The organism is Rhodovarius crocodyli (genome assembly GCF_004005855.1).
GTDB lineage: Bacteria > Pseudomonadota > Alphaproteobacteria > Acetobacterales > Acetobacteraceae > Rhodovarius > Rhodovarius crocodyli.
Window position 1 is genome coordinate 1,131,519 of record NZ_SACL01000001.1, and the last position, 23,824, is coordinate 1,155,342.

Genomic DNA, 23,824 nt, shown 5'->3' on the forward strand with positions numbered 1-23,824 from the left:
CCTCAGCGCCGCCCGCCCCGCATCGCCCGCTGCCCCATGCTCTGCTGGATGGCCTGCCGGCGGGCGCGTTCCTGGGCGAAGGTGGTGGTGGTGGCGCCCGTGTTCGGGTCGTTCATCGCCAGGTTCTGGCCCATGATCCAGTTCTGGCCGCTCACCGTCACGTTCCGGGCCTCGGCCGCGCCGCCCATGCTCACCACCGCGGCCAGGGCCAGGGTCACGATCATCATCTTGCGCATGTCACTGTCTCCTTTCTCGGTGGAAGCCGGCTTGGCTTCCTCTCTGAAGACAGTTTTATCCGCGCCTGATCATAGACAAAATGCGATGATATTTATGTTTTCGATAGACGTTATCTATTGAAAGCGTTCAGTCTCGCGAGCCCCGCCTCGGCCTCCTCCATCATGCGCCGCACCACCTCGCCGGCCGGCAGCACCTCATGGATCAGCCCCACGCATTGCCCGGCCCAGACATAGGAATCATCCAGCTCGCCGCCTTCCACGCCGCGCGCATTGGCGGCGCCGGAGATCAGCGGCAGCAGCTCCTCCTTCGGCGTCCCGGCGGCCTCGCGCTCCAGGATCATCCGCACATAGCTGGAGTTCAACGCCCGCCCCGGCTGGCCGATGCTGCGCTTGATCAGCGTGGTGTCATCCGGCAGCGAGGCCGCCAGCGCCTGCTTGTAGGCGTCATGCGCGCGTGCCTCATGGGTCGCGACGAAGCGCGTGCCCATTTCCACGCCCTCGGCGCCCAGGGCCAGCGCCGCCAGCATGCCGCGCCCGTCCGCGATGCCGCCGCTGGCCAGCACCGGGATTTTCACCGCCGCCACCACGCGCGGCACCATCACCAGCGTCGTCTCGTCGCCGCGGCCGATATGGCCGCCGCCCTCGAAGCCCACGGTCGCCACCATGTCGGCCCCGGCCGCCTCGGCCTTCTTCGCCAGTTCCGGGCCTGCGATCAGAACCAGGGTGCGCACGCCATGGCCTTCGCAGCGGCGAAGCCAGGGTGCCGGGTTGCCGGCGGTGAAGGCGATGACCGGCACCTTCTCCTCCAGGCAGACATCCAGCATCGCCGTGATGTCCCGCCGGCCGAGCGGGAAGTTCACCCCGAACGGATGCGGCGTCAGGGCGCGGCAGCGGTGGATCTCGGCGCGCAGCGCCTCCGCGTCCTCGAAGGTCGCGGTGTTGATCTGCCCGCAGCCCCCGGCGTTGGAGACGGCGGCCGCGAGCTCCGCATAGGCCACCCGGGCCAGGCCGCCCTGGATGATGGGGTGCCGGATGCCCAGCAAATCAGTGACGCGTGTGCGCATGCGCGGCGCTTCCTCCAAATAGGGGGTGCCGTGTAGCATAGAAACAATGTTCTTTTTTATAAAAAAGAACCAAAAAATTTTTGATAATAGAACGAACCAGCTGGCTCGTAATAATACAAAAGTCTTTTTGCTTCTTTTTCTACAGAAAAAGAAGAATCCCTACAGGATCGGCCTCGCCGGCGCCGGCTGTTCCCAATATTCCGCCACCCGCCGCAGCGCCCGCACATCCCCGATCGCCAGCGCGCCTTCCTTCAGCGTGATCAGCCCCTGCTTGCGCAGCACCTGCAGCACCCGGTTGGTGTGCACGGCCGACAGGCCCAGCACATCCGCGATGTGCTGCTGCGTCAGAGGAAAGGGCACCGCGCCGTCCGCGCGCTTCAACCCGCTGGAAACGGCGCGGCGAAAGATGTGCACCAGCAGCATCGCCATGCGTTCCAGCCCGCTGCGCTGGCCCACGCTCATCAGCACGTCATCGGTCAGGCGTTCGCCGTGGGCGGCCAGCCAGGTCAGGTCCAGCGCCATGGGCGGGTGGTCGCGGAACAGCTCCCACATCATGTCGCGGCGGAAGCCGCACAGGGATACGTCCGTCAGCGCCTCGATCCCGTGCGGAGAGGCGCCCATCAGCTCCGCCTGCAGCCCCACCAGGTCACCGGGCAGCAGGATGTTCAGGATCTGCCGGCGGCCGTCGGGCAGGCTCTTGTAGCGAAAGGCCCAGCCGCGCAGCAGCGTGTAGAACCGCTCGTCCTTCGAGCCCTCGGGGATGATCGTCTCGCCGGCGGCATGGCGCAGTTCCGTGCGCTTCTGCCGCGAGATCCAGGCCAGCTGGTCCGGCGTGAAGTCCCGGATATCGGGCAGGGAGCGAAGCGGACAGGCCTCGCAGGGGAGCATGGGGGAACCTTGCATCATGGATCGAGAACGGATCGATCCGGGAAAGGTTTCCCCCAGCCGTGTCGTCAGCCCGCGAACGGGTCCTTCAGCGCGATGGTGTCATCGCGGTCGGGTGAGGTGCTGAGCATCATCACCGGCGCCTCCACCAGCTCCTCGATGCGGCGCACATACTTCACCGCCTCGGCCGGCAGTTCCGCATAGGAACGCGCGCCGCGGGTGGAGCCGGGCCAGCCCTTCAGCGTCTCGAACACCGGCTCGCAGGCGATCTGCGCCTTCATGGCGGGCGGCAGGTGCTTCACCACCTGGCCGTTCAGCTTGTAGCCGACACAGATCTTCAGCTCGTCCAGCCCATCCAGCACGTCCAGCTTGGTCAGCACGATGCCGTCCACGCCGCCGATCTTCACGGCCTGGCGCACCATCGCGGCGTCGAACCAGCCACAGCGGCGCGGCCGGCCGGTCACGGTGCCGAACTCATGGCCGCGCTCGCCGAGCCTCTTGCCGATGTCGTCGTGCAGCTCGCTGGGGAAGGGGCCGGAACCCACGCGGGTGGAATAGGCCTTGGCGATACCCAGCACGAGGCCGATGGAACCCGGACCCACGCCCGCACCCGCCGCCGCGTTGCCGGCGACCGTGTTGCTGCTGGTCACATACGGGTAGGTGCCGTGGTCGACGTCGAGCATCACGGCCTGCGCGCCCTCGAACAGCACGCGCTTGCCGTCGCGGCGGGCCTGCTCCAGCACCTCCCACACCGGGGTGGCATAGGGCAGCAGCTTCGGCGCCAGCTCCAGCAGGCGGTCCAGCAGCGGCTGCTTCTCGAACGGCTCGGCACCCAGCCCCTTCAGCAGGGAATTGTGGTGCAGCAGCAGCTCATCCAGCTTGAAGGAAAGGGTCTCGGGCTCCGCCAGGTCGCAGACGCGGATGGAGCGGCGACCCACCTTGTCCTCATAGGCGGGGCCGATGCCGCGGCCGGTGGTGCCGATCTTGTCCTGGCCGCGCGCGGCCTCACGCGCACGGTCCAGCGCGGGGTGCAGCGGCAGGATCAGCGGGGTGTTTTCCGCGATGCGCAGGTTGTGGGGCCCCACGTCGAGGCCCTGGGCGCGCACCTTCTCGATCTCGCTGAACAGCGCCTCGGGGTCCAGCACCACGCCGTTGCCGATCAGCCCCAGCTTGCCGCGCACCACGCCGGAGGGCAGCAGCGACAGCTTATAGGTGGTGTTGTCCACGACCAGCGTGTGGCCGGCATTGTGCCCACCCTGGAAGCGCACGACGATATCCGCACGGCTGGCAAGCCAGTCGACGACCTTTCCCTTGCCCTCGTCGCCCCACTGGGCGCCGATGACAGCCACATTGGCCATGGGTGTTACTCCTGGATGGGCGCGGCTTCTTCACCGCGCAGGATGTGGGTGCAGGCCAAGGCCTGCGGGGTGTCTGTGGCGGATAGAGCCGCCACGGTGGCGTAACCCTGGCCGCGCAGGCGCGCGGCGGCGGCACGGTCGCCGCCCAGGGGAATGAAGACCCGCGCGCGCCGGGGCGCGGGAGCGGCCGCGCGGCGCACCGCGTCGGGGTACAGCGTCATGCCCGTCGCCGGCTCATCGGCCTGCGACAGATACCGCCCGCCGCGCGCCAGCTCTCCGCTGCGGCCGGGGCCATAGACGGTGAAGGCCACGCCCACATGGTACTGGAAGCCCCGGAACTCCAGCGGGTCCAGCGTGACGCGCAGGGTGGGGGCGGCGGCCTGGATGGCACGCACCACGGCGGCCGCGTTCTCCGCGATCGCGCGCGGGCCGGGGGGCAGATCGGCGGCGGCCAGCGCGGCCAGCGCGCGGTCGGCGGGGCCCGCGGCCTCCAGCAACCCCGGCAGCAGGGCGGCCACGGGGCCGCGCCCGGCGGCCAGCGACGCCACGGCGGCGGCGTCCTTGCGGTCCAGCGCGCGGGCCAGGCGGTTGGCTTCGGTGCCGGAAAGACCCGCCGCATCCAGCAGGGCGGGGGTCATGGTGGGCAGGGTCACGTCCAGCGAGAAGCCGGAGACGCCCACGGCGGCCAGCGCCTCGGCCGTCACGACCGCGACTTCCGCGTCCGCTTCCGGGGCCATGCCGCCGATCACCTCGATGCCGGCCTGGGCGGTCTGGCGCTCCGGCGCCAGCTCCGTCCCGCGCACGCGAAGTGCCTGTCCGGCATAGGAAAGCCGCAGCGGGCGCGGCACCCCGCCCAGCCTGGTGGCGGCAATCCGCGCCACCTGGGGGGTGGTGTCGGCCCGCAGGCCCATCATGCGCTGGCTGACGGGGTCCATCAGGCGGAATGTCTGTTCGGCCACGGCCGCGCCGCTGCCCGCCAGCAGGGAATCCTCGAATTCCAGCAGGGGCGGCTTCACGCGGTCATAGCCATGCGTGGCAAAGACGCCCATGAGCGCCTCGACCAATGCGGCCTCGCGTTCCGCATCGGGCGGCAGCAGATCTGCCAGCCCTGCAGGCAGCAGGGCTGGGTTTGGCTGTTCTTCGGTCATCGCATGAGGCGGTTTCGCACAGCATTACAAAGATGGAAACACACCCCGGCGAATTGCCGTGCTACGTTTTGAACATGCCAAAACGCCGCGCCCTCCTCGCCGTTGCATTCAGCCTTGCGCTGGGCCCCCTTGCCGCATGCACGAACGACCCATCGGGCGGCGGCTACATGATGGGCGTGGGCGACCCATTGCGCGGCGCCGCCGTGAATGCGGAGCGCCTTCTGGGCGACACCAGCCGCTGGCATGGTGACCCCGCGGGGGCGGCCCTGGCGGCGGCACAGCTGGAATTCCTGACGCGCAGCTTCGAGAACGACCCGCGCGTGTCCATCACCGCCGATTTCGGCACGCTGCATGCCCTGCGCATGGCGCGGCTGGAGATGCGGCGCCAGATCGGCATGCCCGCCAGTGTGCCGGGTGAGGTCGCGGAGGCCAATCTGCGCGCCGCCGCCACCGCCCTGCGCGAAGGCAGCACCGCCCGTGCCGAGACCTATCTCTCCGATTGCCGCTACGGCGTGATCCAGCGCCTGACCGACATGCCCCGCCTGGCCCGCGTGTCCGAGGCCGCCGGCTTCGTCTCCTCCGAGCTTTGGCGCGGCGGGTCGGGTCGCGGGTTCCGGCTCAGCGGGGGCTAAGCCGACCAGCACCGGGCGCCCCTTTCATCGAAGAACGGAGGAGCCCGATGCAATCCACCCTGCTGACGCTTGCGGCCACTCAAGCGAGCCGTGCGTCCACGTTCGCCCCGCATGCCGCGAAGGCGCCGATCCGCGCCGCCGTGCTGGAAGGCTGGCGGCAACGCAACGCGTTCCTGGACGGCGTCTTTTACGACGTGTCTTGCGTCAGCACCGCGGAGGCCAAGGCCATCGCGCCCTGGCTGGCCGCCGAAGGCGCCATCCTCGTGGTGCCGCCGACCGGCGGCGGTGACCTCATCCTGTGCCCCACCATCGCCGACTACACTGCAATCCATGGCCCGCACGTGCGTGCGCTTGCCGTGGCGGGCGTGGGCAGCTCTGCCCTGGGTGCCGCCGCATTTGCCCGTAACGTCGCCGATGCCACCGGCTGGCATGTGGCGGCCGTCGTATCGGGTTACGGCATGGCGGATCTGCTGACCGAGGCCGTGGGCGGATTCTTCTGGTTCGGCGCCCTCAACGGCATCCGCCATGCGTTCGAGCCCATCGACCTGTTGACGGAGGCCAACCATAAAGCTGAAGCCGCGCTGGCGATGACTGACGCCAGCGTGCCCGCCCCGGTGCGTGAAAGCCGCGACACGCGTACCGTGACCGCGTTGCTGAGCGACGCTGCCTTTCGGTTTGATCTGTTAACCGGCCATTCCAAGGGCAATCTGGTGTTGTCCGAGGCACTATATGAAATGCAGCATTCAGACCGGGCACGGCTGCGCGTTCTCGCGGAGCAAAGCCGGATCGTCACCATCAGCGCCCGGGTTGCCATGCCGCATGAGTTCCGCGACGTGATCGACATCATGGGTGCCCTGGACTGGTTCGGCGGCCTCAATTCCCGCCCTTCCATCCCGGCCGATATTCTGGTGCCCTTTGCGTGGCATCACACCAACACTCAGCTTCCGGCCTCATTGAATGTCACGCAGGCACTGCGGAGCGCGATGACCGGATAAACCCAGGGCGCTACATCACCGGCTCATCATTCAAGGCCGCCGGCACATCGGCGGCCACGCGCGCCAGCAGCCCCGGGTCGTTCTCACTGAACTTCCCCACCCGGGCGCTGATGGGCCAGAAGGCCAGTTCCTCATCCGGGCAGGGTTCCAGCAGGCCCAGCAGCTCATCCGGCTCGGCCGGTTCCGCGCCCAGCCAGGCGTCCCACAGCTCCGGCGGCAGGATGGCGGGCATGCGCGGGTGGATCTGCGCCTGCCGCCCGGCTGACTCAACGGTAATGATGGTGAAGGTGCGCAGCCACTCGCCATCGGGGCGTTTCCACCCCTCCCACAGCCCGGCGACGGCCATGGGCGAGCCATCGCGCAGCGCCACGGCGAAGGCCTGGCGGGATTTGCCGCCGCCCTGGCCTTCCGCCTGCCATTCATAGAATCCGTCCATCGGCACCAGGCAGCGGCGCTTGCGGAAGGCCTCGCGGAAGCTTGGCTTGTCGGCGATGCCGTCGCTGCGGGCGTTCATCAGCCGGGCCGCGCCCTCGGCGTCCTTGGCCCAATGGGGCACCAGGCCCCAGCGCAGCATGTTCAGCTGCCGCTCGCCCGTCTGCGGGTTCAGGCGCAGCACCGGGGCATCCTGGGTGGGGGCGATGTTCCAGCTGGGCGGAAAATTGGGCACCAGGGACACGGCCTCGAAATAATCGGCCAGCGCCCCCGGCTCACGCTTCAGCTGGTAACGACCGCACATCGAAAGGGTTCAGGCCTCGCCCACGCAATCCAGCATCGCGGCTTCCAGCGCCTCCTTCGGCGGCTTGCCGCCCCACAGCACGAACTGGAAGGCGGGGAAGAAGCGCTCGCACTCGTTCAGCGCGATGTCGACCAGGTCCTCCAGGCTTTCCGCGCTGGCGCCCGGGGCGCCGCGCAGCAGCACGGCATGGCGATAGACCGGCACGCCTTCCTCGCTTTCCAGCCCGAAATGACCGATCCACAGCTTCTCATTCGCCAGAGACAGCAGCTCGAACAGCGGGGCGCGGCGGTTCTGCGGCACCTTCATGTCGAAGGCGCAGGAGAAGTGCATGGCCGACATTTCCGGCGCCCAGGAGAAGAACATGGCGTAGTCGCACCATTTCCCGGGGGCTTCGGCGACCATCTCACGCTCTGATGGGCGCTCGCAGACCCACTCATTGGCGCCCAGGATCTGTTCCAGCACGTCCAACGGGTTGGTCGCGTGGCTTTCGCTTTCCAGTGCCAGCATGCCCGACATGGTATCGCCCCCATTTCGGCGGCGCCGACCCACCTCCCCCAACTCGACCCATGGGCCCCCCTGCCCAGGGATTGGGGTGATTCAGTGCCCGACACCACTAGGGGTAGCCTACGCAGCCCGAATCCCGCGCCGCAAGAGGCGGATTAAGATGCTTCTGTGGATGATTCGCCCCGTATTGCCACGCGCGGTTGCGGCGTGGCGGGGGGATGCGCGCCATGCTGGTGGCGGGCGCCGCTCAATCCTTGGCGGGGGGGCCTTCCAGCGCGGTCAGCCGGGCTTCCAGCTTCGCCACCCGCTCCTCCAGCGCCTCGGCCGCCTCACGCGCGCGGCGGGCCAGTTCCATGGCGGCGTCGAACTCCTCGCGCCGCACCAGCTCCATCTTCTGGGCGAAGGCATCGGCGCGGGACTTGGCAAGCGCCTCGGCCTCCGCCTTCAGCCCGGCCAGCACGCTGAACGCGCCGCCGGCCACGCCGGCCATGTCATCCAGCCGCGAGCCTTCGCCCTTCAATGCCTGCAGACGCTCTCGCAACGGACCCATGCTGCCCTCCTGTGGCTTTCGGCGTTATACGCTTCCTGGCCGGAACCCGCGAGATCGCATGCTGCCCATCATTGCCTTCCCCATGATCGACCCCGTGGCGGTCCAGATCGGACCCTTCGGGGTGCGCTGGTACGCGCTGGCCTATATCGCCGGCATCATCCTGGCCTGGCGGCTGGTGCGCCGCGTGGCCCAGGCCACGCCGGCCGTCGCGAAGCCGGAACAGGTGGATGATTTCGTCACCTGGGCCACGCTGGGCATCATCCTGGGCGGGCGGCTGGGCTATGTGCTGTTCTACCGGCCGGGCCACTACCTGTTCTCCCCGTGGGAGATCCCGATGATCTGGACCGGGGGCATGAGCTTCCACGGCGGCGCGCTCGGCGTGATCGTCGCGGCCTATCTCTATTGCCGCTCGCAGAAGCTGCACCCGCTGGGCTTCGGGGACCGCGTGGCGGTCGGCGTGCCGATCGGCCTCGGCCTCGGCCGCATCGCCAACTTCATCAATGCGGAGCTGTATGGCCGCGCGGCCGACGTGCCCTGGGCCATGGTCTTCCCGACCGACCCGCTGCAGATCCCGCGCCACCCCAGCCAGCTGTACCAGGCGGGCATGGAGGGTCTGGCCCTGTTCACCGTCATGGCCATCCTGGCCAGCCGGCCGTCCATCCGGGCGCGCTTCGGCTTCCTGACCGGGGCGCTGATCGCGGGCTACGGCACCGCCCGCGTGATCGGTGAGTTCTTCCGCGAGCCCGACGCCAATCTGGGCTTCCTGGTCGCCGGCGCCACCATGGGCCAGCTGCTGTCCCTGCCCATGATCGCGGTGGGCATCTTCCTGATGGCGCGCTCCAAGCCGGCTGCATGAGCGAACGTCTCGACGCCTTCATGGCGCGCGCCAACGCCGCGTTCTATGCCCAAGGGGGCGGAACCGGCGACGCGCTGGGCCATTTCACCACCGCGCCCGAGATCAGCCAGGCCTTCGGCGAATGCCTGGGCCTGTGGGCCGCCGTCACCTGGCAGCAGATGGGATCACCGGCGCATTTCGTGCTGGCGGAACTGGGCCCCGGCCGCGGCACGCTGATGGCCGATGCCTGGCGCGCCGTGCGCGGCGTCATGCCGCAGTTCTGCGCGGCCGCCGAAATCGCGCTGGTCGAGACCTCCCCCAGCCTGATGGCCATGCAGGCCCGCGCGCTGGCCGGCGCCCCGGTGCGCTGGTTCCCCACGCCGGAGGCCCTGCCGCCCGGCCCCGCCATCATCCTGGCCAACGAGTTCTTCGACGCCCTGCCGATCCGGCAATTCGTGAAGCGCGAAGCCTGGATGGAGCGTTTCGTGACGGACGGCGCCTTCACCGAACAGCCCACCGACCCCCTGCCAGACGCGCCCGAGGGCAGCATCGTGGAACGCTGCGAACCGGCGCTGGCCATCGTCGCGGCGCTCGGCGCGCGGCTGGCGGCCCAGGGCGGCGCGGCCCTCATCCTCGACTACGGCCCGGGCGAGAGCGGCTATGGCGACACGCTGCAGGCCATCCGCGAGCACGCCCGCGCCGAGCCGCTGGCCGACCCCGGCCGCGCCGACCTGACCGCCCATGTGGATTTCGCGGCTCTTGCCCGCGCTGCCGGCCCCGCCCGGGCCGAGCCCATCCTGCCCATGGGCCTGTTCCTGCAACGGCTGGGGCTGATGTCGCGCGCCGCCATGCTGGCGCAATCGGCCCCGAAGCAGGCGGGCATGATCCTGTCCGGCGCACAGAGGCTTGTGATGCCCGAACAGATGGGCAGGCTGTTCAAGGCGCTGTGCCTGTGCCACCCCGATCTGCCAACGCCCGCGGGATTTGCCGAATGATCCAGCACGACCTCCTCTCCGGCTTCCCCCACGCCTTCTTCACGCGGCAGGGCGGGGTCAGCACGGGCCTGTTCGCCTCGCTGAACTGCTCCGACCGCGGCCAGGACGACCCGGCGGCGGTGGCCGAGAACCGCGCCCGCGCCGCCCGCGCGCTCGGTTTCGCGCCCGACCGGCTGGTCTCCGTCCATCAGGTGCACGGCCCGGTGGTGGCCGTGGCCGAGGCGGCCCCCTGGGCCCGCGAGGCCCGCCCCCAGGCCGATGCCGTCATCACCGACCGCCCGGGCCTGATGTTGAGCGTCGTCACCGCCGATTGCGGCCCCGTGCTGTTCGCGGACAGCCAGGCCGGCGTCGTCGGCGCCGCCCATGCCGGCTGGCGCGGTGCCGTGGGCGGCGTGCTGGAAGCGACGCTGGACGCGATGCGGGCCCTGGGCGCGCGCGACATCCGCGCCGTCGTCGGCCCCTGCATCGGCCAGGCGAGCTATGAGGTCAGCGACGATCTGCGCAACGAGGTGCTGGCCCGCGACCCCGCCGATGCCCGTTTCTTCGCCCCCGGCGCGCGGCCCGGCAAATACCAGTTCGACCTGCCCGGCTATTGCGTGGCGCGCCTGACCGCCGCCGGCGCCCGGGCCGAGGCCACCGGCCACTGCACCCTGGCCACCCCCGACCTTTTCTTCAGCCACCGCCGCCGCACCCTGGCCGGCGAGGGCCCCATCGGCCACCAACTCTCAGCGATCGGGATCGGAGCATGACCCGTGCCCTACCTCTGGATGTTCATGATGTTCACGGTGGTCGCGATGCTGGGCACCTGCGCGCTGATGCTGTGAAGCGCCGGCGGGCCCTGCTGGCGCCCCTCGCCCTCGCCCCCCTGTTGCTGGCGGCCTGCAGCAACAACCCGGGCTCGCCGCTCTGGGGCAATCCGGGGCGCAACGCGCGGCGCCTGGCGGTGCCGCTGGCCATCCGCGTGGCCGTGCCCACCCCCACCGGCGCCCTGTTGGACGCGCGCGGTGCCGAGGCCCTGGCCGAGGCCGTGGCCGCCGGCCTGCAGGCCGAGGAAATCCCGGCCGTGCGCCTGGACACGCCCCTGCCGCTGGATTGGCGGCTGGAGATCACGGCCGTGAACAACGGCGCGGCCGTGGTGCCGCGCTTCGCGCTGGTGAATGCCGACGGTGCCTCCCAGGGGCAGGTGGACGGCGCGCCCGTGCCCACCGCCGTCTGGGCCATGGCCCAGCCCCCGGCGCTGGAGGGCACCGCCCGCCAGGCCGCCCCCGGCGTGGCCCGGCTGCTGCTGTCCATCCAGGCCGCCCGCGCCGCCGGCACGGCCGATGCCATTTCCGGCGGCACGCCGCGCATCCGCTTCCTGCCCGTGACCGGCGCGCCGGGCGACGGCCCGCAGGCGCTGGCCGGCCGCATGCGAGAGTTCATGGCCAATCTGGGCTATGTCGTGCAGGACGGCGCCCAGGGCGCGCAATACGGCCTGACGGCGGCCGTGCGCGTCGACCGCCCGGCCAACGGCAAGCAGGTGGTGGACCTGCAATGGATCGTCACCCGCCTCGATGGCCAGGAGCTCGGCCGGGTGGTGCAGGTGGAGGAAGTGGACGCGGGCAGGCTCGACCGTTTCTGGGGCGACATCGCCTATGTGGCCGCCGAACAGGCCTCCGGCGGGGTGATGACCATCATCCGCAATGCAGCCTCCCCCACGACGCCGGTTGCCACGCCCGCATCCCGTTGATAATCACCCGCGCGCAGCCGGTGGAGTGCTGGGGTTTCCATGAAAATCGTCGCGTGTAACAGCAACCGGCCTCTCGCCCAGGCCGTGGCCGACATCCTCGACCTTCCGCTGGTCAATGCCTCCGTGAGGCGTTTCGCGGATATGGAGATCTTCGTGGAGTTCCACGAGAACATCCGCGGCGAGGACGTTTTCGTCATCCAGTCCACCAGCTTCCCGGCCAATGACCACCTGATGGAGCTGCTGATCACGATGGATGCGCTGCGCCGGTCCTCCGCGCGCCGCATCACCGCCGTGATCCCGTATTTCGGCTATGCCCGGCAGGACCGTAAGTCCGGCCCCCGCACGCCGATCAGCGCCAAGCTGGTGGCCAACCTGATCACCGAGGCGGGCGCCAACCGCGTTCTGACCATGGATCTGCACGCTGGCCAGATCCAGGGCTTCTTCGACATCCCGGTGGACAACCTGTACGCCGCGCCGCTGTTCGTGCGTGACATCCAGGAACGCTACAAGGGCCGCGACGTCATGGTCGTCAGCCCCGATGTCGGCGGCGTGGCCCGCGCCCGCGTCATCGCCAGCCGCATCCATTCCGACCTGGCCATCATCGACAAGCGCCGCCCGCAGGCCGGCGTGTCCGAGGTGATGAACGTGATCGGTGACGTGCGCGGCCGCGACTGCGTGCTGATCGACGACATCATCGACAGCGGCGGCACCCACTGCAACGCGGCCGAGGCGCTGATCAAGCACGGCGCGCGCAGCGTGTCCGCCTATGTCACGCACGGTGTGTTCTCCGGCGGTGCCGTGGCCCGCGTGGGCGCCGGCCCGATGGAAATGATGACGGTGACCGACAGCATCGCCGCCACCGAGGCCGTGCGCACGGCCCGCAACACCCGCCAGCTGCCCATCGCGCCGCTGCTGGCCGAAGCCATGCGCCGCATCAGCGTGGAAAGCTCCGTCAGCTCGCTGTTCGACTGAGGCGGGTGGGGGCGTTGCCCCCGGATCCCCACCAAGGGGCCCTGCCCCTTGGATCCCCGCCAGGACCGTAGCGGCCCTGGACCCCGGGCACTTGGCACTGAACCCTGCCAAGGTTTTTCTCATTGATATTTATAATGAAAATGGCGCCTTACCTGCGAAGGTAAGGCGCTAAACTGATTTCAGGCCCAGGAGATTTGACCTCCTGGTGGGGTTCCCAGGGGCAGGGCCCCTTGGTGGGGTCCAGGAGCAAAGCCCCTGTCTGTCTCGCCCCTGGGTGAGCATTCCCATTCACTTCCCAACAAAGCTATATTGACGCGCAGGTTCCGCCATGCCGAACTGCGTTCAGGCACGCGGCCCAAGACCGCGGCCCGCCATGAACCCCGGCCATTCCCGCCAGGCGCCCGACACGGTGCCGGACTGTGAAAGGGTACATGATGCTGCGCCGCCGCTCCTTGATGCTGTCCTCCCTGCTCGCCACGCCTGCCGTGGCGCAGCCTGCCTATCCCAGCCGAGCCGTCACCATCGTGGTGGGTTTTTCCGCCGGCGGCACCACCGATGCCACCGCCCGCCAGATCGCGGATTACGCGCAGGGCAAGCTGGGCGTGCCGGTGGTGGTCGAGAACCGGCCGGGCGCCGGCGCCACCATCGCGGCCGACCGCGTGGCAAAATCCCGCCCCGACGGCTACACGCTGACCATCACCAGCGTCAGCCCCTTCGTCATCGCGCCGCAGATCCAGCGCCAACCCTATGACGCCATGAAGGACTTCACCTTCATCGGCCGCTACGCTGCCTCCCCCAGCCCGGCCTATGTGCTGACGGAAAGCCCGCTGGCCACCTGGCAGCATGTGCTGGACTACGCGAAGGCCCACCCTGGCGACCTGAAATGGACGGTGGCCGCCCCGCGCGGTGCGGCCCACATCGCCACCCAGGCCGCCTTCACCCATCTGGGGCTGGAGACCACCTTCGTGCCCTTCGGCAGCATGGCCGATGGCCTGACCTCCCTGTTGAACGGCACCGTCGACATGGCGGTGTCCACCGACTACCCGAACCTGCTGGCCGCCGGCCGGGTGAAGCTGCTGGCCGAGATCGGCACCGAGCGCCTGCCGGGCATGGAGGCGCTGCCGACCTTCGGCGAGCTGGGATACCCGTTGTGCCTGTCCACCGCCTTTGGCTTGGGTGGTCCCGCCGGGCTGTCGCCCGAGATTGTCTCGACCTGGGAGAAGATCCTGGAGGAGGTAGTGCAGACGCCCGCCTGGAACACGCTGATGCAGCGCTTCTATTCCGTCTCTGCCTATGAAGGGTCCGCCGCCTATACCGCGCGGCTGCATCAGGAATACGCTGCCGCCGGCCCGCAGATCCGCCGCCTGAACCTGGCCCTGTGAAGGAGACCGCCATGACCGTCCAGGAAAAGACCATCCAGCGCACGGACCTCGCGACCTGGGCACCGCATGAGGTGCGCCAGGCGATCCGCGATCGCCGCTGGACCGGCACGACGCATGGCGCCGCGCGCGGCCGGCTGCAGGCTAATCTGGTGGTGCTGCCGCAGAAGTACGCCTTCGACTTCCTGCGCTTCTGCCTGCGCAACCCGCGCCCCTGCCCGGTGATCGACGTGACCGACCCCGGCAGTGCCGAGCCCACCGTGGCGGCGCCCGGCGCCGACCTGCGCACCGACCTCTCCTCCTATCGCGTCTATCGCAACGGGGAGCTGACGGACACGGTGCCCGACCTGCTGGACCTCTGGACCGAGGACCATGTGGGCTTCCTGCTGGGCTGCAGCCTGTCCTTCGACGAGGCGCTGGACAGTGCCGGCATCCCGATGCCGCATCTGCGCGACACCACCAGCCGCGTCTCGACCTTCCGCTCCAACATCCCCTGCGTGCCGGCGGGCCCGTTCTCCGGCCCCATGGTGGTGACGATGCGCCCGGTGCCCACGAACATGGTGGTGCGCGCGGTGGAGGTGACCGGCCGCTACCCCCTGGCCCATGGCGCGCCGGTGCATATCGGGGATGCGGCCGATATCGGCATCACCGACCTGGAGAACCCGGAGTTCGTGACCGGCGACAGGCTGGGCGAGGGGCAGACATCGGTGTTCTGGGGCTGTGGGGTCACGCCGCAGGCTGTCGCGATGGCCGCGCGCATTCCGGAGATGTTCACGCACCATGCCGGGCATATGTTCGTGACGGATCTGGCGCTGGATGGGACGCCGAAGCCTTGAGGACGCTTGTCAGGGGCTCTGCCCCCGACACCTCCGCCAGTCGATCATATCTCCCAAAAGCCCTCCGGTGGGGGTCTCGGGGGCAAAGCCCCTGCGCTACAGAACCTCCCGCACCGCCTCCACCGGCCGCCCGATCCGCGCACCCTTCCCGGTGATCACCACCGGCCGTTCGATCAGCACCGGGTGCTGCACCATGGCATCCAGCGCGCGGTCATCCGGCAGGGCCGGGTCGCCCAGCCCCATCTCCGCATAGGGCGGCGCCTTCTTGCGCAGCAGCCCGCGCGCCGGGATGCCCAGCTGCTTCACCACCGCCGCGATCTCGGCCCGGCTGGGCGGGGTCTTCAGGTATTCCACGATCCGGGGCTCATGCCCCTCGGCCCGCAGCAGGTCCAGCACCTTGCGGGAGGTGGAGCACTGCGGGTTGTGCCAGATCGTGATCATCCGAAAACCTCCTCGAAGCTGGCCATCAGCGCCACGTCCAGCTCCTCCATCGTGACGGGAATGCCCAGGGCGTGCAGGGAGGTCACGCCGTGCTCCGCGATGCCGCAGGGCACGATGCCGCCGAAATGCGACAGGTCGGGCTCCAGGTTCAGCGCCAGGCCGTGCCAGGCCACCCAGCGCGTCACGCGCACGCCGATGGCGCCGATCTTCTCCTCCGCGCCGTCAGGCCGCACCACCCAGATGCCCACCCGGCCCTCACGCCGCTCCCCCCGCACGTTGAAGCGCCACAGCGCGCGGATCATCCATTCCTCCAGCGCGTGGACATAGGCGCGCACGTCCCGGGCCGCGACATCGCCATGCGGGCGCGTCAGGTCCAGCATGGCATAGGCCACGCGCTGGCCGGGGCCGTGATAGGTCCATTTGCCGCCGCGCCCGGCAGGCACGGCGGGGAAGCGCGCGTCCTTCAGGTCCTCTGGCCGGGCGCTGGTGCCGGCGGTGTAGGTGGGCGGGTGTTCCACCAGCCAGACGCATTCGCCGGAGGTTCCGTCCCGGATCTCCTTCGCGCGGTGCTCCATCAGCCGTAGCGCGTCGGCATAGGGGGTCAGGCCGTCGGAGATGCTCCATTCCACCCCCGCGCGGGCGGTGCCGGGCGGAATGACGGAAGGCACGGCGATCAAGGGCGTATCGGGCATGATTTCCGCAAAATGGTGTGGCTGCCCCCCGGTTGTAAGCCGGCGCGGCTTGCGGTAGAAGCCCGTCACCTTTGCGGTCGTGGCGGAATGGTAGACGCGCTAGCTTGAGGTGCTAGTGGGGGAAACCCCGTGGAAGTTCGAGTCTTCTCGTCCGCATTTTGCCCCCATCGCCCGGTAGCCCTCGGCCCGGACAGGTGCCTTTTCCCTTCACATCGCTGCCGCATTTAAGCCGGATTGCACGCTGCCTATATGCAGCCTTGCAGGGCCGGGCGCGTTCCCGGTCAAAGGGAGCTTAACATGCGCAAGATCATGCTGCTGCTGGTCAGCACCGCGGGCCTCGCGGGCTGCGCGGTCTATCCGGACGGAACCTATGGCCCCGCGCCCGTGGCGGTCGCGCCCGCGCCCGTCGTCGTGGCGCCCAGGCCCTATTATTACGGCGGCTATGGCTATGCCTATCCGCGCTACTACGGTGGCGGCGGCTACTACGGTCGCGGCTGGCGGCGCTGGTAGGCGCCTATCGCCGATAGAACGGCACCAGGCCCTGCACCCGCAGGGCGTGGTCCGCCGCGAACAGGTCGGCGTAGTGCAGCACATGGGCCTCGGCGCTGTCGTTATGGAACGGCGCGTCGGTGGCGTGGGTCGCCACAGTCTCGACCACGCGCTGGTCGAAGCCCAGCTCCCGCAGCAGCATGGCCCCCACCACGCCATGCGGCATGCGGTTGGCCAGTGAGGACTTCACCACCTTCTCCCCGTCCCTCGTGGCCAGCAGCGGCTTGTCCACGTCATGCAGGATCAGGATGGGCAGGATGATCTCGGGGTCGAGCGTGACACCCCAATCGGCCTCGGCGCGCGGGATCAGCGCGCGGCCGGCCAGCGTCACCTCATTCACATGCTTCGCCAGCGGATAGCCCGGCGCCTTGGCCGAGAACGGCACATCGCCGATCTCCGCCCAGTCTGAGCTGGTCCAGCTGGTGACCCAGGCGGTGACGACGCGATCGGCCGTTTCGGGCCGCAGCCCGTCCAGGCCCTTCAGCCAGTCATGCACCGCCGCCCGCTGGGCGTTGCTGCCCTGGGTGACGGCATACATCCTCAGGCCAGCCCCAGCGCCCACAGCAGCACGCCCTTCTGGGCATGCAGGCGGTTCTCGGCCTCGTCGAACACCACGCTCTGCGGGCCGTCGATCACCTCGTCGGTGATCTCCTCGCCGCGATGGGCGGGCAGGCAATGCATGACGATGGCATCGGGGGCGGCGTGCTTCAGCAGCCCGGCATTCAGCTGATACGGCTTGAGCAGGTTGTGCCGGCTGCCCGGCTTGTCCTTCTCGTCGCTCATGGACACCCAGGTGTCCGTCACCAGGCACTTGGCGCCGCGGGCGGCCGCCACCGGGTCGTTCGTCAGCTCGATGCGCGCACCCTGGCCGCGCGCCCACTCGATCAGCTCGGCGGGGGGCGCCAGCGTGGCCGGGGTGGCGATGCGCAGGATGAAGTTGAAGCGCGCGGCGGCCTGGATGAAGCTCTGCGCCACGTTGTTGCCGTCACCGGTCCAGGCGATCACCTGGTTCTCGATGGGGCCCAGATGCTCCTCGAAGGTCATCACATCGGCCATCAGCTGGCACGGGTGGCTGACATTGGTCAGCCCGTTGATGACCGGCACGGTGGCATGGGCCGCCAGCTCCCGGATCTTATCGACATCCGTCGTGCGCAGCATGATGGCGTCCACGAAGCGGGACAGCACGCGGGCGGTGTCCGCCGGCGTCTCGCCCCGGCCCAGCTGCATGTCGCGCGTGGTCAGGATGATGGGCTCGCCGCCCAGCTGGCGGATGCCCACCTCGAAGCTGACGCGGGTGCGGGTGGAGGGGATCTCGAAGATCAGCGCGACGGTCTTGCCGGCCAGCGGCTTGTCGGCGAACTCGCCCTTCTTGGTGCGCTTGCCCAGCTCCAGCATGTGGCGCAGCGCGGGGCCGTCGATATCCATCAGTTCCAGGAAGTGCCGGGGGGCGGCGGGCCCCCCGGCGGTCGTGTCCTGCTTCAACGCAGCACTCACTTGGCAGCCACCTTGTTCAGGCTCGGGGTCAGGCGGCGGCAGGTGCGGTCGAGCAGCTCCAGCGCCTCCTCCACCTCGGCATCACGCACGATCAGCGCGGGCGCCAGGCGCAGCACGTTCATGCCGGCCGCGACCGTCAGCAGGCCCTCGGCCACGGCGGCAGCCTGGGCGTCGCCGTTGGTCACCTCGGGCTGCAGCTTCAGGCCCAGCAGCAGGCCCGCGCCCTGCACGCCCGACACCACGGTGGGGTGCTTCGCGGCAAGCGCCACGAGGCCGTCCCACAGCTTGCGGGCGATGCGGTCCACCTCGGCCAGGAAGCCGTCGGCCAGGATCACGTCCAGCACGGCGTTGCCCGCCGCGCAGGCCAGGGGCCCGCCGCCATAGGTGGTGCCGTGGGTGCCGGCCTTCAGGTGCTTGGCCACGGCTTCCTTGGCGAACACGGCGCCGAGCGGAAAGCCGCCGCCGATACCCTTGGCGGCCGACATCACGTCCGGCTCGATGCCGGCCCACTGGTGGGCCCACAGCTTGCCGGAACGCCCCATGCCGGTCTGCACTTCATCGAGCGCGAGCAGCAGCCCGTACTCGTCGCAGACCTTCCGCAGGTCACGCAGGAAATCCAGGCTGGCGGGGCGCACGCCGCCCTCACCCTGGATCGGCTCGATCATGATGCCCGCCGTGCCCGGCCCGATGGCCGCGCGCAGCGCGTTCATGTTGCCGAAGGGCACATGGCTGAAGCCCTGCACCGGCGGGCCGAAACCCGCCAGGTACTTCTCGTTGCCGGTGGCCGACAGCATGCCGAGGGTACGCCCGTGGAAGGCGCCCTCGAAGCAGATCATCTCATACCGCTCGGGCTGGCCGTTCTCGGCGTAGTACTTCCGCACGGCCTTCACCATGCCCTCGTTCGCCTCGGCGCCCGAGTTGCAGAAGAACACGGAATCCGCGAAGGACGCGGCCACGTGCCGCGCCGCCAGCTTCTCCGCCTGCGGCACGCGATACAGGTTCGAGACGTGCATCACCTGCGCCGCCTGTTCCTGAATGGCCTGCACCAGGTGCGGATGGGCATGCCCGATCGACGTGGTGGCAATGCCCGAGCCGAAGTCCAGGAATCGTCGCCCATCCTCGGTCCACAGCTGTGCACCCTGGCCCCGCACAAAGGCGAGGTCGGCACGGTTGTAGGTCGGCATCAAGGCGGGGATCACGTCTGGCTTCTCCCGAAGCATCCCGCGCGAAGGGCGGAAATCGCTGCTTCGGGGCGGGAAGCGGCCGAGAGTGGCGTAAAACGGACACTGAGTAAAGCTGAGGCACCCGCTTGCCGTGTGACGTTTCACGCGCAAGCATCCACACCATGAAGCTGCCCGCCCATACCCGCTACGCGCACAGCGCGATCATCCACCGCGCGCCCTATTCCTGGCCCAACGGCGCCAACCTGGCCCTGCTGGTGGTCAACAACATCGAGCATTTCGCCTTCCGCGCCGGGATGGGCAGCGACAACACCGGCCTCAGCCCCGTGCAGAACCAGCGCCCCTATGCCTGGCGCGACTACGGCAACCGCGTGGGCCTGTGGAACCTGCTGGACATGCTGGATGAACTGGCGATCCCCGCCGGGCACAACTGCAACTCCGCCGTGCTGGACCATTGCCCGGAGATCGCCCCCGCCCTGCTCGCGCGCGGCGACGAGATCATCGGCCACGGCCGCACCAACGCCGAACGCCAGGACATCATGTGGGAGGAAGATGAGCGCCGCCTCATCCTCGAATCCCGCGACGTGCTGGCGCGCCATAACGGGGGCAAACAGCCGCGCGGCTGGCTCGGCCCCTATATCGCGCAATCCGCCGTCACGCTGGACCTGCTGAAGGAGGCCGGCTTCACCTATGTCATGGACTGGCCGGTGGACGACCAGCCGATCTGGATGAACACACGGGACGGCGGGCGCATTCTGTCCGTGCCCTACTCCGTCGAGCTGAACGACAGCCCCGCCATGGTCGCCCGCCACCACACGGGCCGCGAATTCGCCCAGATGATCATCGACCAGTTCGACGAGATGCTGGTGCAGAGCGAAAAACGCCCCCTGGTGATGAGCGTGGTGCTGCACCCCTTCATCCTGGGCCAGCCGCACCGGCTGCGCCCGCTGCGCCAGGCGCTGCGCCACATCCTGGCCCACCGCGACCGGCTGTGGATCACCCGCCCCGGGGAGCTGACCGACTACATCGCCGGCATGCCCGAGGGAGTGATCCCATGATCCGTGACTTCGAGGGCTATGGCCGCAACCCGCCCGACGCCCGCTGGCCCGGCGGCGCGCGGCTGGCGCTGAACTTCGTCATCAACCACGAGGAAGGCGGCGAGCGCAGCGTGCCCGACGGCGACCCCGTCTCGGAAACCGCGCTGACCGAGGGCAGCACCATCCCGCCCCAGGGCCGGGATTTGGGCGCGGAATCCATGTTCCAATACGGCAGCCGCGTGGGCTTCTGGCGGTTGTGGCGGCTGTTCCAGGAAGCCGGGCTGCCCTGCACCGTGTTTGCCGTGGCGCAATGCCTGCAACGCACCCCCCAGGCGGCCGCCGCCATCCGCGAGGCCGGCTGGGACGTCGCGGGCCACGGCCTGCGCTGGGAAAGCCACGCCGACATGGACGAGGCGACCGAGCGCCATAACCTGACCGAAGCCACACGCATCATCGAGGAAACCACCGGCCAGCGCCCGCTCGGCTGGTACTGCCGCTATGCGCCCAGCCTGAACACGCGGCGCATCCTGGATGAGCTGGGCTACCTGTACGACAGCGACGCCTATGACGATGAGCTGCCCTATTGGGACCATCAGATCGGCAAGCCGCGCCTGGTGGTGCCCTATACGCTGGTGAACAACGACGTGCGCTTCCAGCGCGCTGCCCTGACGACCGGCGAGGAGTTCGAGCGCTACATCATGGGTGCCATCGAAATGGCGCTGCATGAGCCGGGGAGCCGCATGCTCTCGGTCGGGCTGCACAACCGCATCATCGGGCACCCGGCGCGCGCGATCGGGCTGAAGCGCATCCTGGCGCGGGTGCGCGCGATGCCTGATATCTGGGTCTGCCGGCGCGTGGATATCGCGCGGCATTGGGAAAAGGAACATCCGCCGTGAAGAAGCTGCCCCATTGGCGTTCCCTGATGTACGTGCCGGCCGCGCGGGAGAAATTCATCGCCAAGGCGCATGAGCGCGGCGCGGATGCCATCATCCTGGACCTGGAGGACAGCATCGCGCCGGCGGAAAAGCCCGCGGCGCGCGCGGCGCTGGCCGGCGCGGTGCCGCGGGTTTCGGCCAACGGCGCGGATGTGGTGGTGCGCATCAACCGCCCGCTGGAGATGACCGTGCAGGATATCGAGGCCGCGGTGATGCCCGGTGTGCGGGCGCTGGTCTGCACCAAGATCATGGGCTCGGACCACGTAAAACTGCTGGCTGAGCTGATCGAGGAGGCCGAGGCACGGCAGCGCATGGAGATCGGGCACACCGGCATGGTGGTGCTGGCAGAGGATGCGGCCGGCGTGCTGCGCGCGGAGGAGATTGCGCGCGCACACCCGCGCATCGTGGCGCTGGGGATCGGCGGGGAGGATCTGGCGACCGATCTGGGCGCCGAGGCGACGCCGGATGCGCTGGAACTGCCGAAGCGGCTGGGGGTGCTGGCGGCGCGCTCGGCCGGGGTGCTGCCGCTGGGCTTCATCGGGACGGTGGCGGGGCTGAGCGACCTGGAGGGGTACCGGGCGATGCTGCGGCGGTCTCGGGCGATCGGGTTTGCCTGCGCGAGCTGCGTGCACCCGTCTCAGGTGGCGATCATCAATGAGGAGTATGGGGCGAGCGAAGAAGAACTGGCCCGGGCGAAAAGGATGATCGCGGCGTTTGAGGTGGCGTTGGGGCAGGGGCTGGGGGCGGTGAGTTTTGAGGGGCAGATGATTGATTTGCCGGTGGTGGAGAGGGCGAGGAGGTTGGTGGAAAGGCAGAGGTAGAAACAATAATAATATTTTGAAAAAAAGGATTAACATGATACATACAGTTCATTTAAAGAATTTTAAAAAGTTTTCTGATAGTGTCATAAAATTACATCCAAATAATATAACTTTTGCTGCCGGCGCTAATAATTCTGGAAAATCAACTTTACTCCAAGCGCTGGCTGTGTGGGAATTTTGCAAAATCGTCCTACAAAATGAAAAAGGAATAGAAAGTCTACTATCGGGATATTCCGGGCAGGGACTAGGAATATCTGATGATGAATTTTCTCCTATTTCCATTGCAACGCTAAAGCATTTGTGGACGAACCTAAAAAGCCAGCTACCGGGAAAAGATGGGTATTCATTATCCATTCAATGTGATTGGAGTGATGCATCCGGAAAACTAAAGCATCTGAAAATATCTCTTGCCTTAACTAATGATCGGCTTTTTATTAAATCAGAGAATTCAAATTTATCGAGAGAAGATCAAATTCCTACCATTGCTTACCTGCCGACCTTTGCTGGGATAGCATCGCGCGAAAATAAGATGTCAGTTGCAGAGAGGCGCGGCATGATTGGTCGCGGTCTTGCTGGAGGAATTATCCGAAATCTGCTTTTAGATATGCACAATGATAATATTAATACGAGGAGTATGAAACGAGGCGAGAGATCAAAAATAAAAAGCTCAGACTTAAAAATAATTAGAAATTCAGATCCATGGGAAATACTACAAGTTACTCTGGGAAATTTATTCTCTATGAATTTAATAGTGGATCATTTTAACGATTTATTTCATACTTATATAAAAATATATAGTGTCAAGGGAAAGCAAGAAGGTTATAGTTTTAAAAAATACTCAGGCTATACACCGCGCGATCTAATGGCAGAAGGTAGTGGTTTCCTACAGTGGCTTAGCGTTTATGTTCTTGCATTAAGCCAATCAAATAATATCCTCTTGCTCGATGAGCCAGATGCTCATCTACACCCGCTTTTGCAAGATCAACTTATAAATGCACTCGCTGAAATTGGATCTAAGTCTGAAAAACAAATAATAATGGCAACCCATAGTACAGAAATTCTCAGGTGGGCCGAAAGTACGAAAGTCCTTTCTTTTTCAAATAAAACTCCGAAATATTTAGTTGATGATAATGGAAAATTGAGTTTATTTATAGGTCTTGGAAGTGAGTATTCGCCAAAAATTGATCCATTAAAAAAGAACAAAAGGATGCTAATTGTCGAAAATAACAGCGATTTTAGAATATTGAAAATATTTTCCGAAATACTAGAAGTAAAATGGCCATCAAATTTGGTCGTTTGGCCGTGGAATGGTGGAAATAAGGAAAGAAAGCAACTATTTATTCAATTAAAAAAAGAAATACCTGATCTAAAGGCGATTGGAATTAGGGATCGCGATGATCTTGAATTAGCACAGGTTGACCCAATAAGCCTCGAGGATGGTTCATTTTCGGGAAAAGAACCTGATATGTCACTAAAAACATGGCGACGTAGGCAAATCGAAGGTTATATTATTTATCCACCGGCTATAGCTAGAGCTGGAGGCTGTGATGAAAGTGAAATAATTAGTGCAATGGCAGCGCAAGCTCTTGTTATACCTGACGACTTTAAGTCCCGTGACGTCGCTTCAGCCATACTGGACGCGCGAGCAAAAGAAATAATGGAAGAGGTAGACAATAATATAAATAAATTATTTAAGGTAGACAAATTTAAAGTTGTTTCAAATTTTAAAAAAGACGAAGTGCCGGAAGATGTGTCGTATTTGATCAACGAAATTGTGAATATGTGCAATTGAAAGCGTGGGCGGGTTGTAAACCCGCCCG

The 23,824-nt window shown here is 66.7% G+C and carries 27 protein-coding genes and 1 tRNA gene; 15 read left to right on the plus strand and 13 right to left on the minus strand.

Features of this window, described 5'->3' with window-relative positions:
• Window positions 1-2: 2 nt before the first annotated feature.
• The 5 genes from EOD42_RS05420 to EOD42_RS05440 all read right to left on the minus strand — a co-directional run bounded on the left by EOD42_RS05420 (window position 3) and on the right by EOD42_RS05440 (window position 4,691).
• Window positions 3-236: a hypothetical protein gene (locus EOD42_RS05420; protein ID WP_127786420.1), complete on the minus strand. Its 234-nt coding sequence runs from the start codon at window positions 234-236 to the stop codon at window positions 3-5.
• Between the two features lie 110 nt (window positions 237-346).
• Window positions 347-1,300 (minus strand): NAD(P)H-dependent flavin oxidoreductase, encoded by a 954-nt coding sequence (locus EOD42_RS05425; RefSeq protein ID WP_127786421.1) that lies wholly within the window; start codon window positions 1,298-1,300, stop codon window positions 347-349.
• A gap of 159 nt (window positions 1,301-1,459) precedes the next feature.
• A complete protein-coding gene (locus EOD42_RS05430; protein WP_164867796.1) occupies window positions 1,460-2,188 on the minus strand; it encodes a Crp/Fnr family transcriptional regulator in 729 nt (242 codons plus the stop codon).
• Window positions 2,189-2,253: 65 nt separating this feature from the next.
• Entirely contained in the window at window positions 2,254-3,543 is a 1,290-nt protein-coding gene (locus EOD42_RS05435) for an adenylosuccinate synthase (RefSeq protein ID WP_127786423.1), read from the minus strand.
• A 5-nt stretch (window positions 3,544-3,548) separates the two neighbouring features.
• Window positions 3,549-4,691, minus strand: a complete 1,143-nt coding sequence (locus tag EOD42_RS05440) for an ATP phosphoribosyltransferase regulatory subunit (RefSeq protein ID WP_127786424.1) — start codon at window positions 4,689-4,691, stop codon at window positions 3,549-3,551.
• 176 nt (window positions 4,692-4,867) lie between these two features.
• Here EOD42_RS05440 and EOD42_RS05445 point away from each other — a divergent pair, with 176 nt between their 5' ends.
• Entirely contained in the window at window positions 4,868-5,323 is a 456-nt protein-coding gene (locus EOD42_RS05445; RefSeq protein WP_164867797.1) for a hypothetical protein, read from the plus strand.
• A gap of 47 nt (window positions 5,324-5,370) precedes the next feature.
• Entirely contained in the window at window positions 5,371-6,318 is a 948-nt protein-coding gene (locus tag EOD42_RS05450; RefSeq protein ID WP_127786426.1) for a hypothetical protein, read from the plus strand.
• A 10-nt stretch (window positions 6,319-6,328) separates the two neighbouring features.
• On the opposite strand, the gene EOD42_RS05455 is transcribed toward EOD42_RS05450, so the two are convergent.
• From EOD42_RS05455 to EOD42_RS05465, 3 genes are all read right to left on the minus strand, one after another.
• On the minus strand, window positions 6,329-7,054 hold the full coding sequence (locus EOD42_RS05455; RefSeq protein ID WP_127786427.1) for an SOS response-associated peptidase: 726 nt from the start codon (window positions 7,052-7,054) through the stop codon (window positions 6,329-6,331).
• A 9-nt stretch (window positions 7,055-7,063) separates the two neighbouring features.
• Window positions 7,064-7,570 (minus strand): type III secretion system chaperone family protein, encoded by a 507-nt coding sequence (locus EOD42_RS05460; RefSeq protein WP_127786428.1) that lies wholly within the window; start codon window positions 7,568-7,570, stop codon window positions 7,064-7,066.
• Window positions 7,571-7,805: 235 nt separating this feature from the next.
• Window positions 7,806-8,108, minus strand: a complete 303-nt coding sequence (locus EOD42_RS05465; RefSeq protein ID WP_127786429.1) for an accessory factor UbiK family protein — start codon at window positions 8,106-8,108, stop codon at window positions 7,806-7,808.
• Between the two features lie 58 nt (window positions 8,109-8,166).
• Between EOD42_RS05465 and lgt the strand changes: the two genes are divergently transcribed.
• The 7 genes from lgt to EOD42_RS05500 all read left to right on the plus strand — a co-directional run bounded on the left by lgt (window position 8,167) and on the right by EOD42_RS05500 (window position 14,854).
• Window positions 8,167-8,964 carry a prolipoprotein diacylglyceryl transferase gene (gene lgt / locus EOD42_RS05470; RefSeq protein ID WP_127786430.1) on the plus strand — a complete coding sequence of 266 codons (798 nt, stop codon included), beginning with the start codon at window positions 8,167-8,169 and terminating at the stop codon, window positions 8,962-8,964.
• Window positions 8,961-9,938 carry a class I SAM-dependent methyltransferase gene (locus EOD42_RS05475; protein ID WP_127786431.1) on the plus strand — a complete coding sequence of 326 codons (978 nt, stop codon included), beginning with the start codon at window positions 8,961-8,963 and terminating at the stop codon, window positions 9,936-9,938. Before lgt ends, EOD42_RS05475 begins: the two co-directional genes overlap by 4 nt.
• Entirely contained in the window at window positions 9,935-10,687 is a 753-nt protein-coding gene (gene pgeF / locus EOD42_RS05480) for a peptidoglycan editing factor PgeF (RefSeq protein WP_127786432.1), read from the plus strand. Before EOD42_RS05475 ends, pgeF begins: the two co-directional genes overlap by 4 nt.
• Window positions 10,688-10,758: 71 nt before the next feature.
• A complete protein-coding gene (locus EOD42_RS05485; protein WP_127786433.1) occupies window positions 10,759-11,667 on the plus strand; it encodes a hypothetical protein in 909 nt (302 codons plus the stop codon).
• Window positions 11,668-11,706: 39 nt separating this feature from the next.
• Window positions 11,707-12,639 carry a ribose-phosphate pyrophosphokinase gene (locus tag EOD42_RS05490; RefSeq protein WP_127786434.1) on the plus strand — a complete coding sequence of 311 codons (933 nt, stop codon included), beginning with the start codon at window positions 11,707-11,709 and terminating at the stop codon, window positions 12,637-12,639.
• Window positions 12,640-13,070: 431 nt separating this feature from the next.
• Complete coding sequence (locus tag EOD42_RS05495) at window positions 13,071-14,021, plus strand: Bug family tripartite tricarboxylate transporter substrate binding protein (protein WP_127786435.1); 951 nt, start codon at window positions 13,071-13,073, stop codon at window positions 14,019-14,021.
• An 11-nt stretch (window positions 14,022-14,032) separates the two neighbouring features.
• Window positions 14,033-14,854, plus strand: a complete 822-nt coding sequence (locus EOD42_RS05500; RefSeq protein ID WP_127786436.1) for a putative hydro-lyase — start codon at window positions 14,033-14,035, stop codon at window positions 14,852-14,854.
• A 96-nt stretch (window positions 14,855-14,950) separates the two neighbouring features.
• On the opposite strand, the gene arsC is transcribed toward EOD42_RS05500, so the two are convergent.
• Together arsC and lipB are read right to left on the minus strand one after the other, a co-directional pair.
• Window positions 14,951-15,295 (minus strand): arsenate reductase (glutaredoxin), encoded by a 345-nt coding sequence (gene arsC / locus EOD42_RS05505; RefSeq protein ID WP_127786437.1) that lies wholly within the window; start codon window positions 15,293-15,295, stop codon window positions 14,951-14,953.
• The gene (lipB, locus tag EOD42_RS05510) at window positions 15,292-15,987 is read right to left on the minus strand and encodes a lipoyl(octanoyl) transferase LipB (RefSeq protein ID WP_127786438.1); all 696 of its coding nucleotides are present in this window, start codon (window positions 15,985-15,987) and stop codon (window positions 15,292-15,294) included. The genes arsC and lipB overlap by 4 nt, the downstream gene beginning before the upstream one ends.
• Window positions 15,988-16,060: 73 nt before the next feature.
• Here lipB and EOD42_RS05515 point away from each other — a divergent pair.
• Window positions 16,061-16,143: transfer RNA gene (locus tag EOD42_RS05515), tRNA-Leu, on the plus strand.
• A 141-nt stretch (window positions 16,144-16,284) separates the two neighbouring features.
• A complete protein-coding gene (locus EOD42_RS05520; protein ID WP_127786439.1) occupies window positions 16,285-16,497 on the plus strand; it encodes a hypothetical protein in 213 nt (70 codons plus the stop codon).
• A 4-nt stretch (window positions 16,498-16,501) separates the two neighbouring features.
• Here EOD42_RS05520 and EOD42_RS05525 read toward each other — a convergent pair whose 3' ends face one another.
• Genes EOD42_RS05525 through EOD42_RS05535 form a run of 3 tightly spaced genes read right to left on the minus strand, consistent with a single transcriptional unit; the run spans window position 16,502 to window position 19,229 of the window.
• Window positions 16,502-17,074, minus strand: a complete 573-nt coding sequence (locus EOD42_RS05525) for an HDIG domain-containing metalloprotein (protein ID WP_127786440.1) — start codon at window positions 17,072-17,074, stop codon at window positions 16,502-16,504.
• Between the two features lie 2 nt (window positions 17,075-17,076).
• Window positions 17,077-18,030, minus strand: a complete 954-nt coding sequence (gene argF, locus EOD42_RS05530; RefSeq protein WP_127786441.1) for an ornithine carbamoyltransferase — start codon at window positions 18,028-18,030, stop codon at window positions 17,077-17,079.
• Complete coding sequence (locus EOD42_RS05535) at window positions 18,027-19,229, minus strand: aspartate aminotransferase family protein (protein WP_206020244.1); 1,203 nt, start codon at window positions 19,227-19,229, stop codon at window positions 18,027-18,029. Before EOD42_RS05535 ends, argF begins: the two co-directional genes overlap by 4 nt.
• A gap of 146 nt (window positions 19,230-19,375) precedes the next feature.
• Between EOD42_RS05535 and EOD42_RS05540 the strand changes: the two genes are divergently transcribed.
• Genes EOD42_RS05540 through EOD42_RS05555 form a run of 4 tightly spaced genes read left to right on the plus strand, consistent with a single transcriptional unit; the run spans window position 19,376 to window position 23,796 of the window.
• The gene (locus tag EOD42_RS05540; protein ID WP_127786442.1) at window positions 19,376-20,269 is read left to right on the plus strand and encodes a polysaccharide deacetylase family protein; all 894 of its coding nucleotides are present in this window, start codon (window positions 19,376-19,378) and stop codon (window positions 20,267-20,269) included.
• On the plus strand, window positions 20,266-21,144 hold the full coding sequence (locus EOD42_RS05545) for a polysaccharide deacetylase family protein (protein WP_127786443.1): 879 nt from the start codon (window positions 20,266-20,268) through the stop codon (window positions 21,142-21,144). Before EOD42_RS05540 ends, EOD42_RS05545 begins: the two co-directional genes overlap by 4 nt.
• The gene (locus tag EOD42_RS05550) at window positions 21,141-22,004 is read left to right on the plus strand and encodes an HpcH/HpaI aldolase/citrate lyase family protein (RefSeq protein ID WP_240654911.1); all 864 of its coding nucleotides are present in this window, start codon (window positions 21,141-21,143) and stop codon (window positions 22,002-22,004) included. Before EOD42_RS05545 ends, EOD42_RS05550 begins: the two co-directional genes overlap by 4 nt.
• Window positions 22,005-22,038: 34 nt before the next feature.
• The gene (locus tag EOD42_RS05555) at window positions 22,039-23,796 is read left to right on the plus strand and encodes an ATP-dependent nuclease (protein WP_127786444.1); all 1,758 of its coding nucleotides are present in this window, start codon (window positions 22,039-22,041) and stop codon (window positions 23,794-23,796) included.
• Window positions 23,797-23,824 lie beyond the last annotated feature (28 nt).